The 20,716-nt window shown below is 71.4% G+C and carries 17 protein-coding genes; 9 read left to right on the top strand and 8 right to left on the bottom strand.

Features of this window, described 5'->3' with window-relative positions; translation table 11 throughout:
• The first annotated feature begins 51 nt into the window (after window positions 1–51).
• The 3 genes from AB5J49_RS03055 (at window position 52) to AB5J49_RS03045 (ending at window position 2,953) form a co-directional block, all read left to right on the top strand.
• Window positions 52–870, top strand: a complete 819-nt coding sequence (locus AB5J49_RS03055; protein WP_369166918.1) for an SDR family oxidoreductase — start codon at window positions 52–54, stop codon at window positions 868–870.
• Between the two features lie 69 nt (window positions 871–939).
• Window positions 940–2,169, top strand: coding sequence for an acyl-CoA dehydrogenase family protein (locus AB5J49_RS03050; protein ID WP_369166917.1), 1,230 nt, complete (start codon window positions 940–942; stop codon window positions 2,167–2,169).
• A 1-nt stretch (window position 2,170) separates the two neighbouring features.
• On the top strand, window positions 2,171–2,953 hold the full coding sequence (locus AB5J49_RS03045) for an SDR family oxidoreductase (RefSeq protein WP_369166916.1): 783 nt from the start codon (window positions 2,171–2,173) through the stop codon (window positions 2,951–2,953).
• Between the two features lie 96 nt (window positions 2,954–3,049).
• Here AB5J49_RS03045 and AB5J49_RS03040 read toward each other — a convergent pair whose 3' ends face one another.
• Both AB5J49_RS03040 and AB5J49_RS03035 read right to left on the bottom strand, forming a co-directional pair.
• A complete protein-coding gene (locus AB5J49_RS03040; protein WP_369166915.1) occupies window positions 3,050–3,715 on the bottom strand; it encodes a TetR/AcrR family transcriptional regulator in 666 nt (221 codons plus the stop codon).
• Complete coding sequence (locus tag AB5J49_RS03035; RefSeq protein WP_369166914.1) at window positions 3,712–5,007, bottom strand: PucR family transcriptional regulator; 1,296 nt, start codon at window positions 5,005–5,007, stop codon at window positions 3,712–3,714. The genes AB5J49_RS03040 and AB5J49_RS03035 overlap by 4 nt, the downstream gene beginning before the upstream one ends.
• Window positions 5,008–5,195: 188 nt before the next feature.
• Between AB5J49_RS03035 and AB5J49_RS03030 the strand changes: the two genes are divergently transcribed.
• The 6 genes from AB5J49_RS03030 to AB5J49_RS03005 all read left to right on the top strand — a co-directional run bounded on the left by AB5J49_RS03030 (window position 5,196) and on the right by AB5J49_RS03005 (window position 12,787).
• Window positions 5,196–5,954: an ABC transporter ATP-binding protein gene (locus AB5J49_RS03030; protein ID WP_369166913.1), complete on the top strand. Its 759-nt coding sequence runs from the start codon at window positions 5,196–5,198 to the stop codon at window positions 5,952–5,954.
• Entirely contained in the window at window positions 5,951–6,757 is an 807-nt protein-coding gene (locus AB5J49_RS03025) for an ABC transporter ATP-binding protein (RefSeq protein ID WP_369166912.1), read from the top strand. Before AB5J49_RS03030 ends, AB5J49_RS03025 begins: the two co-directional genes overlap by 4 nt.
• Before the next feature lie 5 nt (window positions 6,758–6,762).
• Complete coding sequence (locus AB5J49_RS03020) at window positions 6,763–7,644, top strand: branched-chain amino acid ABC transporter permease (protein ID WP_369166911.1); 882 nt, start codon at window positions 6,763–6,765, stop codon at window positions 7,642–7,644.
• Complete coding sequence (locus AB5J49_RS03015) at window positions 7,641–8,939, top strand: branched-chain amino acid ABC transporter permease (RefSeq protein WP_369166910.1); 1,299 nt, start codon at window positions 7,641–7,643, stop codon at window positions 8,937–8,939. Before AB5J49_RS03020 ends, AB5J49_RS03015 begins: the two co-directional genes overlap by 4 nt.
• 5 nt (window positions 8,940–8,944) lie before the next feature.
• Window positions 8,945–10,222: an ABC transporter substrate-binding protein gene (locus tag AB5J49_RS03010; protein ID WP_369166909.1), complete on the top strand. Its 1,278-nt coding sequence runs from the start codon at window positions 8,945–8,947 to the stop codon at window positions 10,220–10,222.
• A gap of 144 nt (window positions 10,223–10,366) precedes the next feature.
• Complete coding sequence (locus AB5J49_RS03005; protein ID WP_369166908.1) at window positions 10,367–12,787, top strand: SpoIIE family protein phosphatase; 2,421 nt, start codon at window positions 10,367–10,369, stop codon at window positions 12,785–12,787.
• Window positions 12,788–12,931: 144 nt separating this feature from the next.
• Here AB5J49_RS03005 and AB5J49_RS03000 read toward each other — a convergent pair whose 3' ends face one another.
• The 6 genes from AB5J49_RS03000 to AB5J49_RS02975 form a co-directional block, all read right to left on the bottom strand.
• The gene (locus AB5J49_RS03000; protein ID WP_369166907.1) at window positions 12,932–14,548 is read right to left on the bottom strand and encodes a cation acetate symporter; all 1,617 of its coding nucleotides are present in this window, start codon (window positions 14,546–14,548) and stop codon (window positions 12,932–12,934) included.
• Complete coding sequence (locus AB5J49_RS02995) at window positions 14,545–15,072, bottom strand: DUF485 domain-containing protein (RefSeq protein WP_369166906.1); 528 nt, start codon at window positions 15,070–15,072, stop codon at window positions 14,545–14,547. The genes AB5J49_RS03000 and AB5J49_RS02995 overlap by 4 nt, the downstream gene beginning before the upstream one ends.
• 151 nt (window positions 15,073–15,223) lie before the next feature.
• Window positions 15,224–17,872 carry an amino acid adenylation domain-containing protein gene (locus AB5J49_RS02990; protein WP_369166905.1) on the bottom strand — a complete coding sequence of 883 codons (2,649 nt, stop codon included), beginning with the start codon at window positions 17,870–17,872 and terminating at the stop codon, window positions 15,224–15,226.
• Between the two features lie 83 nt (window positions 17,873–17,955).
• The gene (locus AB5J49_RS02985; protein ID WP_369166904.1) at window positions 17,956–18,780 is read right to left on the bottom strand and encodes an SDR family oxidoreductase; all 825 of its coding nucleotides are present in this window, start codon (window positions 18,778–18,780) and stop codon (window positions 17,956–17,958) included.
• A 35-nt stretch (window positions 18,781–18,815) separates the two neighbouring features.
• Window positions 18,816–19,526, bottom strand: a complete 711-nt coding sequence (locus AB5J49_RS02980; protein ID WP_369166903.1) for a thioesterase II family protein — start codon at window positions 19,524–19,526, stop codon at window positions 18,816–18,818.
• On the bottom strand, window positions 19,513–20,679 hold the full coding sequence (locus AB5J49_RS02975; RefSeq protein ID WP_369166902.1) for an LLM class F420-dependent oxidoreductase: 1,167 nt from the start codon (window positions 20,677–20,679) through the stop codon (window positions 19,513–19,515). Before AB5J49_RS02975 ends, AB5J49_RS02980 begins: the two co-directional genes overlap by 14 nt.
• Window positions 20,680–20,716 lie beyond the last annotated feature (37 nt).

The following is a 20,716-nucleotide window of genomic DNA, read 5'->3' as shown; positions in this document are numbered from 1 at the left end:
TTCAATTATACAGAGTGGCGGAAGAACGTCCCGGCACGGAGAGGTCCGCCTGTGAACGTTGCACAGAGAGTCGCCATCGTCACCGGTGGGGGTGGCGGCATCGGTAGCGCGCTGGTCGCACGGCTCGCTCGCGAGGGCGCCCGGGTGGTCGTCGCGGACCTCGACGCGGAGAGCGCGCGGGCGGTGTCGGAGAGAGTCAACGCCGACCATCCCGAAAGTACGGTCAGCGCCGGCGCGGACGTGTCGGAGACCGCCCAGATCCAGGAGCTGATCGCCCTGGCCGAGAGCACGTTCGGTCCGGTCGATCTCTACTTCGCGAACGCCGGTATCGCCGGGGCGCCCCGCCTCGACGCGAGCGAGCAGGAGTGGGACCTCTCGATCGATGTGAACCTGCGAGCCCACATCCGTGCGGCGAGGCTTCTGGTGCCGCGATGGCTCAAGCGCGACGAGGGCTACTTCGTCAGCACCGCCTCGGCGGCCGGGCTGCTCACCCAGATCGGCTCCGCCACGTACGCCGTCACCAAGCACGCGGCCGTCGCCTTCGCCGAGTGGCTGAGTGTCACCTACGGCGATCGCGGGGTCCGGGTCAGCTGTCTGTGCCCGATGGGCGTGAACACCAGGATGCTGTCCGCCGGGGAGGACTCGGGGGACGCGCTGGGAAGAGCGGCGACGCGGGCCGTCACGTCCGCGGGTGACGTCCTGGACCCGGCCGAAGTCGCCGACTCCGTCCTGGCCGCGATCGAGGACGAGCGCTTCCTGATCCTGCCGCACGAAGACGTTCTTGAGATGTACCGGCAGAAGGGCTCGGACTACGACCGGTGGCTGCGCGGAATGCGCCGCTACCAGAGCTCCCTCCTGGCGCAGCCGTGACCGGCACGCCGGACCAGCCTTTCCTCGCCGTCTGCCCCGAATTTCCCTCCCTCCCAGTCAGGAGTTCGCATGTCCCTGTTTGAGACTTCGGATCGCGCCAAGAAGTACCGGGCGGATCTGCTCGAGTTCATGGATGCGCACGTCTACCCCGCTGAGTCTGTGTACCACGAGCAGATGTGCGCGTCGGGTGACCCGCACTTCCAGCCGCCGATCATCGAGGAACTCAAGGCGGAGGCGCGCCGGCGCGGACTGTGGAACCTCTTCCACCCGCACCCCGAGTGGGGGCCGGGGCTGACGAACTTCGAGTACGCGCCGCTGGCCGAGATCATGGGCCGCAGCCACATCGCCTCCGAGGCGTGCAACTGCAACGCTCCCGACACCGGCAACATGGAGGTGCTCACGCTGTTCGGCAGCGACGAGCACAAGGAGAAGTACCTGAGGCCTCTCCTCGACGGAACGATGGCCTCGGCGTTCGCGATGACCGAGCCCCGTGTCGCCAGCTCCGACGCCACCAACATCGAGTTGCGGATGGAGCGCGACGGCGACGAGTTCGTGCTCAACGGCCGCAAGTGGTTCGCGTCCAACGCCATGCACCGCAACTGCAAGGTGCTCATCGTCATGGGCAAGACGGACCCCACCGCCGCCCCGCACCGGCAGCAGTCGATGATGGTCGTCCCGATCGACGCCCCCGGGATCACGGTGATGCGCAGTCTGCCGGTGTTCGGCTACCAGGACCGTGAGGGGCACGCAGAGATCGACTTCCACGACGTACGGGTCCCGGCCAAGGACGTCCTCAAGGGCGAGGGCGAGGGATTCGCGATCAGCCAGGCCCGGCTCGGGCCCGGTCGCATCCACCACTGCATGCGGGCCATCGGCGCGGCCGAGCGGGCGCTGGAGCTGATGTGCCGGCGCGCGCAGTCCCGGGTGACGTTCGGCAGTCCGGTTGCCGAACGGTCCAACATCCAGGACTGGATCGCGGAAGCGCGGATCGACATCGAGATGATCCGCCTGCTCACGCTCAAGGCCGCGTATCTGATGGACACGGTCGGGAACAAGGAAGCGCGCACCGAGATCGCGGCCATCAAGGTGGCCGCCCCGAACATCGCGCTGAAGATCGTCGACCGTGCGATCCAGGTGCACGGGGGAGCGGGAGTGACCGACGACTTCCCGCTGGCGATGATGTACGCGCAGCTGCGGACGCTGCGGCTGGCGGACGGCCCCGACGAGGTCCACAAGCGGGCCATCGCCAAGCAGGAACTGCGGCAGTATCGCGACGCGGCCACGGCGGCGGTGAGCTGAGATGACAGGACTGGACCTCACCGGCCGCACCGCCGTCGTCACCGGCGCCTCGCGCGGCATCGGGCTGGCGATCGCCCAGGCCATCGCCGCCGCCGGCGGCAACGTCGTCCTCACCTCCCGGTCCCAGGAGGCGGCGGACGCCGCCGCGGCCCAGGTCGGGGGCACCGCGGTCGGTGTCGGTGCGCACGCGGTGGACGAAGAGGCGGCCCAGCGCTGTGTGGATCTGACCCTCGAGCGTTTCGGAAGCCTGGACATCCTCGTCAACAACGCGGGCACCAACCCGGCCTTCGGGCCCGTCATCGACCAGGACCACGCCCGGTTCGCCAAGACCTTCGACGTGAACCTGTGGGCTCCCGTCCTGTGGACGGGTCTGGCCACCCGGGCCTGGATGGGCGAGCACGGCGGCGCGGTCGTCAACACCGCGTCGGTCGGCGGCATGGCCATCGAGGCGAACATCGGTTTGTACAACGCGTCCAAGGCCGCACTGATCCACCTCACGAAGCAACTGGCCCTGGAACTCTCGCCGAAGGTTCGCGTCAACGCGGTGGCACCGGGTGTGGTGCGCACCAAGCTGGCCGAGGCGCTGTGGAAGGAGCATGAGGACGCCGTGTCCGCCGCGATGGCACTCGGGCGCATCGGGGAGCCGGCGGACATCGCCTCGGCGGTCGCCTTCCTCGTCTCCGACGCCGCGAGCTGGATCACCGGCGAGACCATGGTGATCGACGGTGGGCAACTGCTCGGTGACGCGCTCCCGTTCAAGGAAGGAGCCGGCATCGGGATCTGAGGTGGGGGACAGGGAGGCGTCCGGCGTACAGCACCGCCGGACGCTCCCTCGTGAGAGCCCCGTCCCCCGCCCCCGTCGGGCCACCCGCCAGGTGTGTCAGCCGGGCGGCGCCGACAGATGGATCAGGATGCCGCACACCTCGTCCACGATCTCCCGGGCCTCCGTCTCGTCGCCGCAGTCGCCCAGTTCGCGCGCCGCCCCTCCGATGACGGTGGTCAGTACGCTCACCCGGACCCGGCCGGCGCGTCGCCGCTCGTCCACCTCCAGCAGCCGGGCGTTGCGCCGTACCCACGCGCGGTCCCACTGGCGGCGCAGCGCGTCGAAGCCCGCGGGGCCGTCGTCCTCCGCGAGGAGCCTGGCGAGCCGCCGGTTGTCCCAGGCGCCCGCCAGATACGCCCTGGCTCCCGCCACGAAGAGGGCGATGGGATCGTCCACGCCACGGCCGCGCTCGGCGGTCAGCGTGGCCGCGGTCCGGCGCTCCTGCTCCTCCCGGAACTCCTCCCAGAGGGCGAGGTAAAGCCCTCGCTTTCCGCCGTAGTGCTGGAAGAGGCTGCCCACCGGGATGCCCGAGCGCGCCGCGATCTCGCCGAGGCCGGCGTCGGTGTAACCGCGCTCGGTGAACACCCCCAGAGCGGCGTCCAGCAGCGCACGCCGGAGAGTCCGGTCCTGACCGGCGTGGTCCTCCGACGGGCCCATGCTCCCCTGCCCCGCCGGCAGCTGACGTGCCGCCTCGGTACCGGCGGATTCAACGATGCCGCTCACTGGCCGTCCTCACCTTCCCCGGCCCCGTCGCGGATGGCGAGGGCGACCAGCAGTTCCAGGAGGTCGGCGATCCGGCGCGGATTGCGGCCGGTGCGTTCCTCGATCCGGCGCAACCGGTAGTGCGCCGTGTTGTGGTGGATCCGCAGCCGGTCGGCGGCCAGCCGCAGATTGAGATCCGCCTCCGCGAAGGTCCGTATGGTGGCCGCCAGCGTGTCACCACGTCTGCGGTCCTCCTCCAGCAGTGCCCGCACACGGGGATCGACCAGCTGGCGGGCGAGATCGTCGGCGCGCAGCGCCAGGTAGTCGAAGGGCGACAGCCGCGGCAACGCCGCCACCCCGCCCCCGCTCGGCACCAGATCGAGGGCGGCCCGCGCCTCCGTGTAGGCGCGCGGCAGTTCGGCAGCGCCCTGCGCGACGGTGCTGATGCCCATGGAGAGCCTGGTTCCCTCCCGCGCGAGCCGCCGCTGCACGGCCTCGAAGTGGGCACATATGTCCTCCGCGTTCATGCCGGCCCGGACCACGGGCACGGTCACCACCTCCCCGTGGCGTACGACGACCAGGGTTCGGCCGGCCCAGGGACCGGCGACGCTGATCGACGCGCTGGTGGCGTACCCGTGCTCGGCCGACGTGAGATCCCCGGTGCCGGTGTTGTCGACGCACACCGCCACGACCGCCATCATCGGCGAGCGCGGTCCGATGCCGTACGCCTGCGCCGCCGCGAACAGCGGCCCGCGCGTCGGTGCCACGCCGGCCAGGAGCTGGTCCAGGAGATCCCGGCGCTCCCGGTCCGCGTCCGCCACCACGTGCTGCTGGTACTCGACGTACGCCTGCGCGGCATGGGTGCTGGCGTAGTCCACGTACCGCATGAGCGGCGTGACCAGGCACAGTGCGGCCTGCTGGGCCTCCGCGGACGTGCCCGCGCACTCCAGCAGCGAGTCCCACAGCACCTGCCGGCCGACCCGGAAGGCACTGATCCAGTCCTCCAGCGCGAACCCCGCCCGCGCCCTGCGCATCGCTGCCGCGCGACTGAACACCAGGTCCTCGGGCGCGATGTCCCGGTCGCCCGCCAGCGCCGCCAACTGCATCCGGTAGTGCTCGAGCACCTGCTCCCGCACATCGTCGAAGAACCGCTCGTCCTGCAGCGCGTACGACGGGATCTCCGTGCGCATCACCTCGACGGCGGTCTCCGCCACCTCCTCGATCCGGTCGTGGACGGCGTGCAGGATCCGCCGCCGCTCCAGGCGGAGCGGTTCGGAGAGTCGGGGGGTGCCCAGAGCGGGACCACGAGGCATGGCGCCGATCGTCGCCGCCCGCCTCGTGCTCCGTCAACAGCCCCGGGGTGAGACATCTGCGGGGACCTGTGCGCGGCGCACAGTCCGGCGACCCGGAAGTTGGGTGCTCGCACCCAATGTGCGCCCGGAACACCCCCACCTACTGTGACGCTCGCCCACCCCCCAGCACGTCGGAAAGGGCGTCACTCATGCTCGCGGTCGACGGTATCAGCGTGCGTTTCGGCGGGATCACAGCCTTGGACGGTGTCGGGTTCACCGTCGAGCAGGGCACCGCCGTAGGGCTCATCGGCCCGAACGGAGCCGGCAAGACCACCTTGTTCAACTGCCTCACCAGGCGCTGCACCCCCGATGCGGGAACGGTGCGGTTCGAGGGTGAGGACCTGCTCGCCCTTCCACCGCACACCGTGGCCGGGCGCGGCATCGCCCGCACCTTCCAGAACCTCGGCCTGTTCCCGCGGCTCACGGTCCGGGAGAACGTCATGGTCGGCGCCCACAGCCGGGGGCGCACCGGACACCTCGCCGCGGCGCTCCGGCTGCCCCGCGTCCGGCGAGAAGAGAGGGAACTACGTGAGCAGGCAGACGACCTGCTACGGCGACTCGGCCTCGCGGACGTCGCCGACCACCCCGCCTCCGGGCTGCCGTTCGGCACGCTCAAACGCGTCGAACTCGCCCGGGCGCTCGCGGTACGGCCCCGGCTGCTGCTGCTCGACGAACCCGTCAACGGACTCAGCCACGGCGAGGTCGACCAATTCGCAGATCTGGTCCGGTCGGTCCGCCAGGACTTCGACCTCACCCTCGTGGTGGTCGAACACCACATGGGATTCGTGATGGGCCTGTGCGACAAGGTGGTCTGCCTCGACTTCGGCCGCAGGATCGCCGAGGGCTCGCCCGAGGAGATCCAGCGCGACGGGGCGGTCATCGAGGCGTACCTGGGGGTGGCCGCATGAGCGAGCCCACCACCGACCGCACCGATACCGAGGCCGGTGCGGAGCCGGACTTCCTGAAGGTCTCCGGCCTGCACGCCGGATACGGCCAGGCCCGCGTGCTCCAAGGCCTCGACTTCTCAGTCGCCCGCGGCGAAGTGTGCGCGATCCTCGGTCCCAACGGCGCGGGCAAGACCACGACGCTGCGAGCGCTGTGCGGCATGGTCCGCGGCCGAGGCTCGGTCACCTTGAACGGTACGGAGCTGCTGGGCCGCTCGCCCGAGCAGGCCGCCCGGCTCGGAGTGGCGCATGTGCCTGAGGGCCGGGGCACCTTCAACGACCTGAGCGTCGAGGAGAACCTGCGCATCGGAGCCCACCTGCGCACCGGTCTCGGGCGGCGGGGCCGTGCCGAGCGCGCCGCCGTGGCGGCAGACCTGGAGCGGATCTACGGCTACTTCCCCAAGCTGCGCCAGCGCTCGCGTCAGGCCGCCGGCAGCCTCAGCGGCGGCGAGCAGCAGATGCTCGCCATCGGCAGGGCGCTGATGCTGCGGCCTTCGCTGCTGCTCCTCGACGAGCCGTCCCTGGGGCTCGCCCCGCTCGTCACCCGCGAGCTGTTCGAGATCGTCCGTGCCGTCAACGAGGAGGAACGCACCACCGTGGTCGTCGTCGAGCAGAACGCCCAGCTCGCGCTGGACATCGCGCACCGGGCGCACGTACTGGAGGCCGGCCGCCTGGTGCTGTCCGGGCCGGCTCAGCAGATCCGGGAGGACGGACAGGTCGCCGAGGTCTACCTCGGTGTCTCCGTCAGCTCCCGAAAGGCCGGGTGAGCACCGTGACCGAACTTCTCCAGCAACTGGTGGAAGGACTGGGCTCCGGCGCGGTGTACGCCAGCCTGGCGCTGGCCCTGGTGCTGATCCACCGGTTCACCGGGATCGTCAACTTCGCGCAGGGTGAGCTGGCCATGCTCTCCACCTACGTCGCCTGGCAGCTGGTGGCGTCCGGGATGCCGTTCTGGCTGGCGCTGCCGGTCACCCTCGCGGTGTCCTTCGCCGGCGGCATGCTGGTCGAGCGGATCGTCATCCGCCCCGTGCAGGGCGCACCCGAGCTGACGGTCGTCATCGTCACGGTCGGCCTGTTCATCTTCGTCAACGCGCTGGCCGGCCTGATCTGGTCGTTCACCGTGAAGGACTTCCCGCAGCCGTTTCCCGACGGCGGGCTCGACCTGGCCGGGGTGCGCCTGGACTGGTCGACGCTCGGGATCATCGGCGTCGTGGCCGTCGTGATGGGCCTGCTGTATCTGCTGTTCCAGCACACCCCCATCGGCCTGGTGATGCGGGCGGTCTCCTGCAACCCGGCCTCCGCCCGGCTGTCGGGCATCCGGGTGGGCCGGGTCCTGATGCTCGGCTGGGGGCTGGCCGCGACCGTCGGCGCCGTGTCCGGCGTACTCGTCGCCCCGCTGCTGTTCCTGGAGCCCAACATGATGGGCGGAGTGCTGATCTACGCCTTCGCCGCAGCCACCCTCGGAGGCTTCGACAGCCCCGTCGGCGCGGTCGTCGGAGGCCTGTTCGTGGGCGTCGCCGAGACGCTGACCGGGGCGTACGTCGATGTGGTCGGCGCCGACCTGAAGGTGGGCGTCCCCCTGGTGATCATCCTTGCGGTGCTGCTGGTGCGACCCCAGGGCCTGTTCGGAAGAGCGGCGGTGGAACGCGCATGAGCACGATCATCGCCACACTCGGCACGGACCGCGCCCGGCGCCTGCGGGCCGCGCTCACCGTCCTGCTCGCGGCGGCACTCGCCGTCGGCGCACCGTTCTACTTCGCCCCCTTCCAGGTCTTCCAGCTGACCATGGTGCTCCTGTACGCCGTGGCGCTGGCGGGACTGAACCTGCTGGTCGGCTTCGGCGGGCAGATCTCGCTCGGGCACGGCGCGTTCTTCGCGGCGGGCGCCTACACGGCCGCGGTCATGCTCGACCGGTACGACAGCGGGCACCTGGCCACGCTGCCGGCCGCGGCCGCCGGATGCTTCCTGCTGGGCCTGGGCTTCGGAGTGCCGGCGCTGCGGCTGCGCGGCCTGTACCTGGCTCTGGTCACCCTCGCGTTCGCGGTGTTCCTGCCGCCTCTGCTCAAGCGGCTCGAACCGGTGACGGGCGGCTCCATGGGCCTGACCGTGGACAAGCCGCAGCCGCCGGCCTGGAGCGGCCTGGCCGAGGACCAGTGGATGTACCTCGTCGTCCTCGCCGTCGCCGCGGCGGCCCTGCTGCTCGCCCGCAACCTGCTGCGGTCCCGGGTCGGCCGGGCACTGCTCGCCGTGCGGGACAACGAGAGTGCCGCCGAGGTGATGGGCGTACGGCTGTCGCTGCACAAGACCCTCGCCTTCGCGTGGAGCGCGATGTTCGCGGGAGTCGCCGGGTGTCTGTACACGTGGGTGATCGGCTTCGTCTCGCCCGACTCCTTCAGCTTCGTCGTCTCCATCACGCTGCTGGCCGGCCTGGTGGTCGGGGGGCTCGGCTCGCTGTACGGACCCCTGCTGGGGGCGGCGTTCGTGATGTACGTGCCGAGCGTGTCCCAGGACGTCAGCGAGGCGGCACCGGGAGTGGTCTTCGGCCTGCTGATCATCACGGTGATGTTCGTGGCGCCGACTGGACTGGCGGGTCTTCCGGGCCGCGTCCGGGCAGCTGTCGCCCCTCGCCTACCTCGCATCCTCGCGGCCCTCGATCGGACGCCCGAGCCCGCGCCGGGTGCGGAGCCGGGGTCCGAACCTGAGCCGGAGCCGGAGCCAGCGCTGGATGCGGAGCCGGAGTCCGAGCCCGAGCCCGAGCCGGACGCGGAGCCGGAGTCCGGACCTGAGCCCGCGCCGGATGCGGAGCCGGAGTCCGGGATCAAGTCCGCACCGGGCGCGGCGCCGAAGGCCCACGCCGTATCCGAATCCTCCGCGACAGACCCCCTCGCGGACCCCGCAGTTGCCGATGCCGAACCCGTGGGCGCACCGCCCCGCACGGAAAAGGAATGAATCACATGCGCAAGACCACCGCGCTGCGGGCGGCTGCCGCCGCGACCGCCGCCCTGCTCACCGCGACCGCCTGCAGCAGCCAGCGAGGGCAGGACTCCCAGGACACCGCCGCCGACGGTGCCTGCAAGGGCCAGCAGACCACCGGCATCACCGACACGACCATCAAGCTGGGCGGGATCTACCCGCTGTCGGGACCCGCCTCCGCCTACGGCACGATCAGCAAGGGCGTGGCCGCCTACTTCGACCACGTCAACGACAAGGGCGGCATAGACGGCCGCAAGGTGGAGTTCATCGTCCGCGACGACGGCTACCAGCCGCCCAAGGCGGTCGAGGAGGCCCGCAGACTGGTCGAGCGGGAGAAGGTCTTCGCCGTGTTCCAGAGTCTTGGCACCCCGTCCACGGCAGCCGTCTGGGACTACCTCGACAAGCAGAAGGTGCCGCAGCCCTTCGTCGCCACGGGCGCCTCCGTCTGGGGTACGGACGCCAAGCACCCCTGGACCATCGGCTGGCAGCCCAACTACGTGTCCGAGGCGCGGGTGTATGCCAAGTACCTCAAGGACGAGAAGCCCAAGGCCGAGGTCGCCGTCCTCTTCCAGAACGACGACTTCGGCAAGGACCTGCTCGGCGGGTTCAAGCAGGCCGTCGCCGGCAGCGGCGTCAAGGTGGTCGCCGAGGAGAGCTACGAGGTCACCGATCCTTCCGTCTCGGCGCAGATGACGAGCCTCGCCCGGTCCAAGGCGGACGTGCTGCTCAACATCACCACGCCCAAGTTCGGCAGCCAGGCCCTCGCCGCGGACGCCAAGAACACCAAGTGGAACCCGCTGCACATCGTGAACAACGTGTCCTCGTCCGCCGCCGTGCTCCAGCCGGTCGGGTTCAAGAACGTCCAGGGCGTGGTCTCGGCGACGTACTTCAAGGACCCCGCCGACCCGCAGTGGGCCGACGACCCGGAGATGAAGGCGTACACGGACGCGCTGCACAAGTACGCGCCCGACTCCGACCCGGCCAACCAGTTCAACGCCTACGGCTGGGCCGCCGCCTCCAGCCTGCACAAGGCGCTGGACGCGATGAAGTGCCCGACCCGGGAGGGGCTGCGGGACGCGGTGCGCAGCCTGAAGGACGTGAAGGTGGACATGCTGCTGCCCGGGGTCACCCTCTCCACCGGGCCCGACGACGCCTTCCCGATCGAGTCGATGCAGCTGATGCGGTTCAAGGGCGAGCGGTGGCAGCTGTTCGGCAAGCCGGTCGACACCCGTAAGGAGTTCGGCCCGGTCGCCAAGTGAGCCGGCGGGGGCGGTCCCGGTCGGTGCCCCGACCCCTTGGGACCGCCCCCTCGCTCTGTCACCGGCGACCAGCGGATGCCAGGCCCAGTTCCATGGGCTTACATGGCATCAGCAGGACAACCCGGTCCAGCGGTGGAGAAGCGGATGACGGAGCTCAGCGAAAGCCACGACGATCCGTTCGCCCTGCACCTCGCCGCCTTGGCGGTGCTCGACGACCGGGGCGCCGTGGTCGGATGGAACCGGCGGGCCGAGGAACTGCTCGGCTATCCGGACACAGCGGTGATCGGGCGTGCCGCATTCGACGTCCTTGTCGAACCTCGCGATCTGCCGACTGTCAGAGAGGCCGTGGCCAGCTGCAGGAAAGCCGGCGGCTGGTTCGGGGTGCTCAACGTGCGGCACCGCGACGGGCGGCTCGTGGAGATGGGGCTCAGGGCCCATGCGCTCTCGCGCGACGGCCAGGTCCGTGAGTGGGTCCTTGCGGGGGCACCCGCGGCTGACGTCCTGGAGTGGCAACAGGACCGGGCGGTTCTCGACGGGCTGTACCGCCGCTGCCCGATCGGCCTGATCGTCCACGCCCCCGACCTGCGGCTTCTCCGGGTCAACCGGGCCATCGAACGCTTCAGCGGCATCCCGGCAGCGGACTTTCGGGGGCTGCCCACCGGCTGTTACCTCCTCCCCGACGACGCACGCAGGGCCGTGGACCGCGTGCGCCAGGTGATGGACACCCGAAGGCCGTCGGTCTACTCCGAGCAGTTCGTTCGCCTGGAGCAGGATCCGGCACGCGAGCGGGTCGCGATGGTCTCCTCCTTCCCGATGGAGGACCCCTCCGGGCGCATCCTGGGCGTGGCCGAGATGGTCGAGGACATCACCGAACGTCACCGCGCCCAGCGTCGGCTCGCGCTCCTCGACGAGGCCGGCGGCCGTATCGGAACCACCCTCGACGTGGCGGAGACGGCCCGGGAACTCGCCGAGGTGATGGTGCCTCACCTCGCCGACCATGCCTCGGTCGACCTGCTTCAGCCCGTGACGCGCGGTGAGGAACTGGCGCGACCCCTGGCAGGGCCGGTGGTACGCGTGGGAGCCAGCGGCGTCGGCGCCCAGCAAGCCGGCCCGCCCCACCCCGCGGGCGAGCCGGTCGAGTTCGCGCCGGGCACACCCCAGGCCAGATGCCTGGCCGAAGGGCGGCCCGTCCTGGAACCGGTTCTCCCGCCCGACCGGTTCTCGACGGAGGGCCGCCAGGGGGCCCGCGCTCCGGACCTGGGCGCCCACTCGTTGATCGTGGTCCCTGTCGCCGCACGTGGCCTGGTCCTGGGAGTGATGACCCTGTGGCGTTCGCGCCGCCCTGACCCCTTCGAGGCGGACGATCTCACCCTCGCCCAGGAACTCGCCTCGCGCGCCGCCGTCGCCATCGACAACGCCCGGCGCTTCACTCAGCAGCAGCAGACCGCGTTCACCCTGCAGAGCAGCCTTCTGCTGCGGGCGGTTCCGGACCAGTCGGCCGTCGAGGTGGCCCTGCGGTACCTGCCGGCCAGCGCGGCCCCGGGCCTGGGCGGCGACTGGTTCGACGTCATCCCCCTGTCCGGGGCCCGGGTCGCCCTCGTCGTCGGCGACGTCGTGGGACGCGGCATCCACGCCGCCGCCACCATGGGCCGGCTGCGTACCGCCGTGCACACGCTCGCCAGCCTCGACCTGGAACCGGACGAGGTCCTCTCCCGCCTGGACGACCTGGTCAACCTCCTGGCGGCCGAACAGGAAGCAGCCGGCGAACGCCCCGTGGGCGAGCAGGTCATCGGTGCCACCTGCCTGTACGCCGTGTACGACCCGGTATCCGGGCGGTGCTCCATGGCCCGCGCCGGTCACCCGCCGCCCGTAGTGACCGCTCCGGACGGACACACGGCCCTGCTGGACCTGCCCGCCGGCCCACCGCTCGGCCTGGGCGGCCTGCCGTTCGAGGCACGGGACGTCGAACTGGCCGAGGGAAGCCTGCTGTGTCTGTACACCAACGGACTCATCGGCGAAGGCCACCTCGATGCCGACGCCGGCCTGGACAAGCTGCGGGCGGCGCTCACCCGTCCCGGTGACGCGCTGGAACGGACATGCCAAGCGGTGGTCGACTCGCTCGTGCCCTCGCGTCCCAGCGACGATGTCGCTCTGCTGATCGCCCGCACGCGCATGCTGCCACCGGACAGTGTCGCCTCCTGGCGTCTGCCGCTGGAGCCCGCCAGTGCCGCCCGGGCCCGGGCCCTGACCTCCGCCAAGCTGACCGAATGGGGGCTGGAGCACCTGGCGTTCAGCACCGAGTTGATCGCCAGCGAACTGGTCACCAACGTCTACCGCTACGCCAGCGGCCCCGCGACCCTGCGGCTGATCCGTGAACGGTGTCTGGTGTGCGAGGTCAGCGACAGCAGCCACACCTCACCCCACCTGCGCCACGCCCGTACCACCGACGAGGGCGGACGCGGCCTGTTCCTGGTGGCCCAGATGACCGAACGCTGGGGCACCCGGTACACCCGCGAGGGCAAGACCGTGTGGACCGAACAACCACTGGCCGGCATGGTCACCTGACCGTCACGGGCCTCGTAGGCAGCGACCAGCTCGGTGATCTCCCGGCCTGCGCAGGACCTCGGTACCTCGGCGGCGGGACTTGGGCCGCTGGGCGGACCACGGCGGCGGCCCCGCGGCCGCCCGCGTAGCCCGCCCGCGCCGCCGTCACTCGGCTGCGGCGAGCAGCGGGGCCTCGCTCTCCTCGTACAGCCGCCGGTTCTCGAGGCTGTCGGCGGTGCGGCGCCGGTGGTCCAGACGGCTGCCCAGCCAGCCCGCCAGGTAGCCGAACGGGACGGAGACCAGTCCGGTGGACTGCATCGGGAACAGCGCGAAGTCGGCGTCCGGGAAGACGGCGGACGGCGTGCCCGAAACGGCTTTGGAGAAGACCATCAGCACCAGCGCGCAGGCCGCGCCGCCGTAGAGCGTGGCGAGCAGGCCGGTGCGTGTGAATCCCCGCCAGAACAGGGAGTAGGTGAGCGCGGGCGCCACCGCCGATGCCCCGATGCAGATGGCCAGAGTGGTCAGTACGCCGACATTCCAGTTCTGGACGAGGGTGGCGAGCCCGATGGCGACGGTTCCCACGACCACGCTCGTCCACACCGCCACCGTCATCTCCGTACGCGGCTCCGCCTGCCCCCGCCGTGCCACATGGGCGAACAGGTCGTGGGCGAGCGACGAGGCCGCGGCCAGGGTCATCCCCGCGACCGACGACAGCAGGGTGATGAACACCATGCCCGCCACGGCCGAGTAGAGAATCGTCGTGCCCGTCGAGCCTGCTGCCCCGCCGAGCCCCTGCGACAGCATGAGCACCGACGTCCTGCCGTGCGGGTCGGCGGCGACGATGGACTGCGAGCCCACCAGCGCCGCCGCGCCCGTACCCATGATGATCACGAGCAGGCAGAACGTGGTGACCGTGCCGACTGCCCACGACATGGAGCGACGCACGGCCGGCGCGTCCTGGGCGGAGAACAGACGCATCGTGATGTGGGGCAGGCAGGCCGCGCCGAGCACCACAGTGATCTGGAACCCGATGAAGTCCAGCCGCTCACTGGCCGAGGTGCCCAGCTGAAGGCCCTGCTGGAGGAAGGCAGGGCCCGCGCCGCTGCCCTGCTGGGCAGCCCTGAGGACGTTGCCGAAGCTCCAGTCGAAGCGGTTCAGCACCAGGGCCGCGACGACAGCGCTGGTGGCGAGCAGGAACACGATCTTCACCATCTGGACGAGCGCGGTGCCTCGCATACCGCCGAGCGCCGCGTAAATGATCATCAGGCTGCCGACCATGACGATGCTGCCCGTCCTGGCGCCCGCCACGTGCGGGAGGTCCAGGATGAAGGTGAGCAATGACCCGGCCCCGGAGAGCTGGACGATCAGGAAGGGCACGGTCGCCGAAAGCGTCACCACGCAGGCGGCGACCCGCACGGCCCGCCCGGGCATGTTGCGGGCCAGGACGTCACCCATGGTGAACTGGCCGGCGTTGCGCAGGGGCTCGGCCAGCAGGAACATCAGCAGCACCAGGGACAGGGCGGTGCTGACCGCGAGGACGTAGCCGTCGTACCCGGTGAGCGCGACGATGCCGGTGGTGCTCAGCACCGTGGCCGCGGAGATGTAGTCGCCCGCGATGGCCAGGCCGTTCTTGAGCGGGGTGAGCGAGCGGTAGCCGGTGTAGAAGTTCGTCAGGTCGTCCCGGTCCGGTCCCGCCATCACGCACATGAGCAGTGTGAGGGTGACCAGGACGGTGAACAGGAGAAGGACCGGGGCCTGCGTCCCGGAGCTGAAGTCGTTCATCTCGTCACCCCGGCGTGTCTGCCGGCGGTGACCGCCTGCTCCCTGACGACGTGGGCCAGCGGATCCACCGAGCGTTGTGCGCTGCGTCCGTACCAGAAGACCGCGACGAAGGTGACGACGAGCTGGAGGACCCCCAGGGCCATGCCCAGGCTCAGCTCACCGGCGATTTTGGACCCCATCAGGCCCGGGGCGCCGCAGGACAGCACGACATACAGCACGAAGGAGCCGAGCGCGGTGAGCGTGGAGGTGCGGCGGAGCAGGCGGTAGGCCGAGCGGAGGGCGGCGAGGTCGGCACTGTGCCCGTGAGTCTCCTGCGCGTACGGCTCGTCCCAAGGGGCTTGCGCGTACGGGTCGTACCGAGGGGCTTGCCCGTACGGCTCGTACCGACGGGCCTGCCCGTACGGGTCGTACCGGGGGCCGTCGTACCGAGGGGCGTCGTACCCGTACGACTGGGGATCGGTGTGCGGCAGGGGCCACCCCGGTGACGCTGGTGGCGGGTAACGGTTCTCGTCGGGGTATGTCATCGCCTGGCCTTCCACTACGGCTCGGACCCGTGGAGGTGAACGGGGAGGAATGGTTCAGCGGCGCACCATACCGACTGGTTGGGATGGCTGTAAGTAGGCGGTGGGTCACGTTTCGGGGCCGATGCGGATGCGGCGTTCCACCTCCGTGGGGTCAGCTGTCCGAAGACGCGAGGGTCACGGCGGTCTCGCGGATGGTCGGATGGCGGTACAGCTCCCGCAGCCGTAGCGAGGGCAGGCCACGTGCCCGCAGTGCGGCGCCGATGCGGACGGCGAACAGGGAGTTGCCGCCCAGTTCGAAGAAGTCGTCGTCCAGGCCGACCGGCACGCCCAGCACCTCGCTCCAGATGTCCCGCAACTGTTCGGCGAGGTCGTCTCCGGCGGTGACCGGATCGGTGTCCCGGGCGGGTGCGGTGGGTGCCGCTGGGGCGGGGAGCCGGGCCGTGTCGAGTTTGCCGTTGGCCGTCAGCGGGAGGGTGTCCAGGGCGGTGACCGTGGCGGGGAGCATGTACTCGGGCAGGGTGCCCGCGGCTCGTTTTCGGACGGCGGCGGGGTCGCCGCCGGACGACAGGACCACGTAGGCGTCGATCCTGGCCGTGGCGGCGTCGGCGGGGTCGTCGCGACGGACCAGTACGGCCGCCGTCCGCACGTCCGGGTCCTCCAGCAGGACCGCGCGGATCTCCTCCAGCTCGATCCGGAAGCCGCGGATCTTGACCTGGCTGTCGATCCGCCCGAGGTGTTCGAGCCGGCCGTCCGGGCGCAGGCGTCCCAGGTCGCCACTGCGGTACATGGTGCCGTCGGTGAAGGGGTCGGGAACGAAGCGCCTGGCGGTCAGTTCCTCCTGGCCGAGGTAGCCGAGCGCGACCCCGGCGCCGCCGACGCAGATCTCGCCCGCCACCCCGGGCGGCAGCAGCCGACCCGCCGGGTCCGTCACGTACAGGTGCCAGCCGGGCAGGGCACGCCCGACGGAGCGGGTGGCGGCGAGTGCCAGTCGCCGGGTGAGGGTCTGCTCGGTCACGTGGACCGTCGTCTCGGTGATCCCGAACATGTTCACCAGCCGGCAGACCGACTCGGGGTGTCGGTCGAACCAGGGCAACAGCATGCGCACGTCGAGCGGTTCGCCGCCGAAGACGACCAGCCGGACCGCGACCTGGGTGTGGTCCACGTCCAGCAGTTGCGCGAAGGCCGACGGGGTCTGGCTGAGCACGGTGACGTTCTCGGACACCAGGAGGTCACGGAAGCGGTCGGGTTCCCGGGAGACGAAGTACGGCACCACGACCAGCCGCCCGCCGGTCAGCAGACAGCCCCAGATCTCCCACACCGAGAAGTCGAAGGCGCTGGAGTGGAACCACGTCCATACGTCGTCGGTCCCGAACCCGTACTCGTCGCGGGTCGCGTCGATCAGGGCGATCACGTTCCGGTGCGGTACCTCGACACCCTTGGGGCGACCGGTGGAGCCGGACGTGTAGATGACGTAGGCGGCGGCATCCGGGGCCACGGAGGTCCGCGGGCCGGTGGCTTCGCCGTACTCCGTGGCCGTTGCGAGGAGTTCGTCCGGCGTCATCGGCCGGCAGCCCGCGACGTCCGGGAACCCGGCCAGCCGGGTGATCACCACGCCCAGGCTCGCGTCCCGCGCCGTGTGGGCGATGCGGTCCGCCGGGTAGGCGGGGTCGACGGGCACGTAGGTCGCGCCGGCCTTCAGCACCGCGAGCAGGGTGACGACGAGTTCGGCGGTGCGCTCCAGACACACGCCCACCCGGTCGCCGTTCGTGACACCGCGGTGGCGCAGGCCGTGCGCCAGCAGGGTGGACCGCTCGTCGTCGAGCTCGCGGTAGGTCAGGCCCGCGCCGCCCTCGGTCACGGCGATGCGGTCGGGTGTCGCCGCCGCGATCCGCGCGAACGCCTCGGGCACCGTCATCGGGGCGGTGACCAGGTGGCGGGACGGACGGCCGAGTGCCGCGACACGGTCGCGCTCGGCGTCGTCCAGCAGGTCGACGTCGTCGACCGCGGTCCGGGGGGAGCTGAGGATGTGCCGGTGCACCCGTATGAGGTGCCGGGCGAACTGTGCGGCGATCTCCGAGGAGACGTGGCTGCCGAGGTGGTCGCAGCGCAACTGCCAGCCGTCGGCGTCCCGGAAGACCGACAGGGTGAGCGGGAACGGCGGTGCGAGGCAGGGCACATACGCACCGGGAAGCTCCGCCTCGCCGAAGAGCAGGCCGGCGAGCGCGGGACCGTCCGCGGGGGAGGGCTTCAGCTCACCGAGCGTCGGGGCTTCCGCCACGGTGAAGGTGCCGTGGTCCGTGCCGACGACCGGCGTGGTCTCGGGGTCGTAGCGGCGCAGGGTGACGGCGAGGGCCGTGAGCCAGCTCGACTCGTCGCCCCCGTGGCCCCCGTCGGCCAGGGAGAACAGGTGGGGGACGGTGGGGCCGTCGTCGCCCAGGCCCCACGAGGGGGCGGGAGCAGGTGCGGACGCGGATGCGGGTGCCTCGGGGCCGGGACGGCTTCGGTCCGGGCCGGCGGACTCGCCCGCCGCCAGCCGTCCGAGGGCCGTACCGTCCCACTGGTCGCGCGGGGCCACCAGGATCAGATCGCAGGGCCCGTCGGCGTAGCGCAGCAGGACCCTGCGCAGTCCGTCGGCCGGGCGGGCGAGTTCGGCGGCGCGGCGGCGCTCGGCGAGCGGGTCCGCCGCCGGCACGGGCACGTCCTCGATCCACAGTCCCGGCGGGGCCGTCGGGTACGGGGAACGGTCCGAGCGGACGCGCACCGCGTGGCAGTGGGCCGCGGGGTGGAGGGGGGCTGACACGGGAGGTACTCCTTGCCGTTGTGTCGTCGGAGGTGGTGGGGGGAGGGATGGCCTCGGGGGGGCGAAGGATGCGGTGCGCGAGCTCAGCGGATGCTGAATCCGCCGTCCACGGTCAGCACCGAGCCGGTGATCTGCCGGGACTCGTCGGACGCGAGGAAGACCACCGCGGCCGCGACGTCCTCGGGCTCGATCAGCGCGTTCATCGGCTGCGCCTCGACGAAGGTCTTCTCGTGCTCGTGCACCGGAACCTCCAGCGCCCGCGCGATCTCGGCGAGCATCCGGCCCTCGGCCTGCGCGTCGTCGCGCACCGACCCGGGGCAGACCGCGTTCACGCGTACCTTCGTCGGCGCGTAGTCGAGCGCCGCCGCCTTGGTCAGCCCGACCACGGCGTGCTTGGCGGCGACGTATCCGGCGAAGTGCCGGTAGCCCACGAGCCCCGCGGTGGAGGCCACGTTGACGATGCTTCCGGCGCGCCGGGCGCTCATCGCCTTGCCGACCTCGCGGATCACCCGCCAGGCACCGGAGAGGTCCACGTCGATCATCAGGGACCACTCCTCCTCGCCGATCTCGTGCACCGGCTTGCCCGAGGGTGCGGCGATGCCCGCGTTGTTCACGGCGACGTCGATCCGGCCGAACCGGTCCTCGGCCAGGGTCACCGCCTCCCGTACGGCCTGGATGTCACGGATGTCGGCCACGGTGGTGAGGACGGCCGCGCCTGCTTCCCTGCACAGTGCGGCGGTGTGCTCCAACTGCCCCGGCGTGCCCAGGGGGTAGGGCACGCCGGGCAGATCGGCGCAGATGTCCAGCAGGGTCAGGTCGGCGCCCTCGGCGGCACAGGCGAGCGCGGTGGCCCTGCCGAGTCCGCGGGCGGCGCCGGTGACGAGGACCGACTTGCCGTGCAGACGCATCGGGAACTCCTTGAGGGTTCGGACGGGTACGGGGGTCACAGCACCGTCGAGACGATCAGCCGGACCAGTGCGGGCGCGGCGTCGGTGAGATACATGTGGCCGCCGGGGACCTCGACGTGCTCGAAGTCGTGGCCGGCCACCTTGCTCCAGGACTCCGCGTCGTCGTAGTCGACGAGGTCGTCGTCCTCGCCCCGGACCACCGTGAGGGGCGCGTTCAGCGGGAGGTCGGTGGAGGGGACGTAGTTCTCGTGCATCTCGACGTCCGCACGCAGGGCGGGCAGGATCATCTCGCGCATCTCCGGGTCGTCCAGGGCGGGATGGTGGTAGCCGGCGAACTCGCCGACCCGGGCGAGGAAGTCCTCGTCGGTGAGGGCGGTGGCGCGCCGCTCGCGGCCCCGGCCGGGTTCCGGTGACCCGCTGACGAACAGGTGGACGAGCTCGACGCCGGGCTCGGCGGCCAGCCGGTGGGCGAGTTCGTAGGCGAGCACCGCGCCGAGACTGTGCCCGAAGAGGGCCACCTTGGTGCCGTCGGCACCGAGCCTGTCCCGCAGTTCGGCCAGGAGGCCGTCGACGGCCTGGGGCACGTTCCGGTACGGCTCCTCGTCGATCAGCCGCTCGCGGCCGGGCAGTTGGAGGGGCACGATCTCCACCGTGTCCCCGGCCAGGGCCGTCCAGGGACGGTAGAAGGAGGCGCCTGCCCCGGCGTACGGGAGGCAGATCAGCTTGGTCGTGTCATGCGTGGTCATGGATGCGGGAGTCTCCTTGCGAGTTGAACGGGCCTTGTGGGCGCGGGCTGTCAGAGGCGGGGGCGTTCGGGACGGGGCCGGAGGCCAGCAGGCCGGCGAGTTCCGCCGCCTCGACGGCGGTGCGCAGCGCGGTGGCGGCGCGGTCCGGGCCGGGCAGGCCGGGGCCGACCGGCATGACGTTGAGCGTGGTGGCGCCGGCCTCGGCGAATGCCGTCATCCGCTCGGCGATCCGCTCCCGCGGCCCGAGCAGCGAGGTGGCGTCGAGGAATTCGAGCGGTACGGCGGCCATGGCGCCGGGGTAGTCACCGGCGAGGAACCTCTCCTGGACGGCGCGGGCCTCGGGGCCGAAGCCCATGCGCTCGGCCAGCTGGGTGTAGTGGTTGTCCGCCCGTCCGCCCATGCCGCCGAGGTACAGCGCGGCGTACCCCCGTACCCGGCGGGCGCAGGCCCGCCAGTCGGGGCCGGTCACCAGGGGGACGCCGGGGGCGATGTCGAATCCGTCGAGGGTGCGCCCCGACTTCGCGAGGCCGGCCCTGAGCGGCGCCAGCTGCTGGGCGGCGTGGTCGGGGGAGAAGAACACCGGCAGCCAGCCGTCGGCGATCTCCCCGGCCAGTTCCAGGTTCCTCGGCCCCAGGGCGGCGAGGTAGACCGGGATCCGCTCGCGCGGTGGCCGGATGGTGAGGGCGAGTGGCTTGCCGGGGCCGTCCGGCAGCGGAAGCGTGAAGTGGCTGCCTTCGTACGCGAGGGGTTCGCGGCGCAGCGCCCGGCGCACGAGGTCGACGTATTCGCGGGTACGGCCCAGCGGCGAGGCGAACCTGACGCCGTGCCAGCCCTCCGAGACCTGGGGGCCGGACACGCCGAGCCCGAGCCTGAGCCGTCCGCCGGACAGGGTGTCGAGGGTGGCGGCGGTCATCGCCGTCATGGCGGGCGAGCGGGCGGGGATCTGGAGGACGGCGCTGCCGACGTCGATGCGGGAGGTGCGGGCGGCGATCCAGGACAGCAGGGTGACGGCGTCGGATCCGTAGGCCTCCGACACCCACACCGCCGAGTAGCCGAGGTTTTCGGCCAGGAAGGCGAGCGGGATGTTGGAGGCGTCGTTGCCGCCGACCCAGTAGCCGAGGTTGAGGCCGAGACGCAGGGTGGGGACGGTCATGGGGTGCTCCTGTGCGGGCGCGCGGGCCGGGTTGCGG

It is taken from the genome of Streptomyces sp. R28, assembly GCF_041052385.1.
Classification (GTDB): domain Bacteria; phylum Actinomycetota; class Actinomycetes; order Streptomycetales; family Streptomycetaceae; genus Streptomyces.
This window is presented reverse-complemented; position numbering and strand designations above follow the sequence as displayed.

Bases quoted from the DNA above. Each gene is read 5' to 3' on its own strand.
- AB5J49_RS03050 (WP_369166917.1), top strand. From the start codon at position 940: ATGTCCCTGTTTGAGACTTCGGATCGCGCCAAGAAGTACCGGGCGGAT.
- AB5J49_RS03045 (WP_369166916.1), top strand. From the start codon at position 2,171: ATGACAGGACTGGACCTCACCGGCCGCACCGCCGTCGTCACCGGCGCC.
- AB5J49_RS03035 (WP_369166914.1), bottom strand. From the start codon at position 5,007: ATGCCTCGTGGTCCCGCTCTGGGCACCCCCCGACTCTCCGAACCGCTC.
- AB5J49_RS03030 (WP_369166913.1), top strand. From the start codon at position 5,196: ATGCTCGCGGTCGACGGTATCAGCGTGCGTTTCGGCGGGATCACAGCC.
- AB5J49_RS03025 (WP_369166912.1), top strand. From the start codon at position 5,951: ATGAGCGAGCCCACCACCGACCGCACCGATACCGAGGCCGGTGCGGAG.
- AB5J49_RS03015 (WP_369166910.1), top strand. From the start codon at position 7,641: ATGAGCACGATCATCGCCACACTCGGCACGGACCGCGCCCGGCGCCTG.
- AB5J49_RS03010 (WP_369166909.1), top strand. From the start codon at position 8,945: ATGCGCAAGACCACCGCGCTGCGGGCGGCTGCCGCCGCGACCGCCGCC.
- AB5J49_RS03005 (WP_369166908.1), top strand. From the start codon at position 10,367: ATGACGGAGCTCAGCGAAAGCCACGACGATCCGTTCGCCCTGCACCTC.
- AB5J49_RS03000 (WP_369166907.1), bottom strand. From the start codon at position 14,548: ATGAACGACTTCAGCTCCGGGACGCAGGCCCCGGTCCTTCTCCTGTTC.
- AB5J49_RS02995 (WP_369166906.1), bottom strand. From the start codon at position 15,072: ATGACATACCCCGACGAGAACCGTTACCCGCCACCAGCGTCACCGGGG.
- AB5J49_RS02985 (WP_369166904.1), bottom strand. From the start codon at position 18,780: ATGCGTCTGCACGGCAAGTCGGTCCTCGTCACCGGCGCCGCCCGCGGA.
- AB5J49_RS02980 (WP_369166903.1), bottom strand. From the start codon at position 19,526: ATGACCACGCATGACACGACCAAGCTGATCTGCCTCCCGTACGCCGGG.
- AB5J49_RS02975 (WP_369166902.1), bottom strand. From the start codon at position 20,679: ATGACCGTCCCCACCCTGCGTCTCGGCCTCAACCTCGGCTACTGGGTC.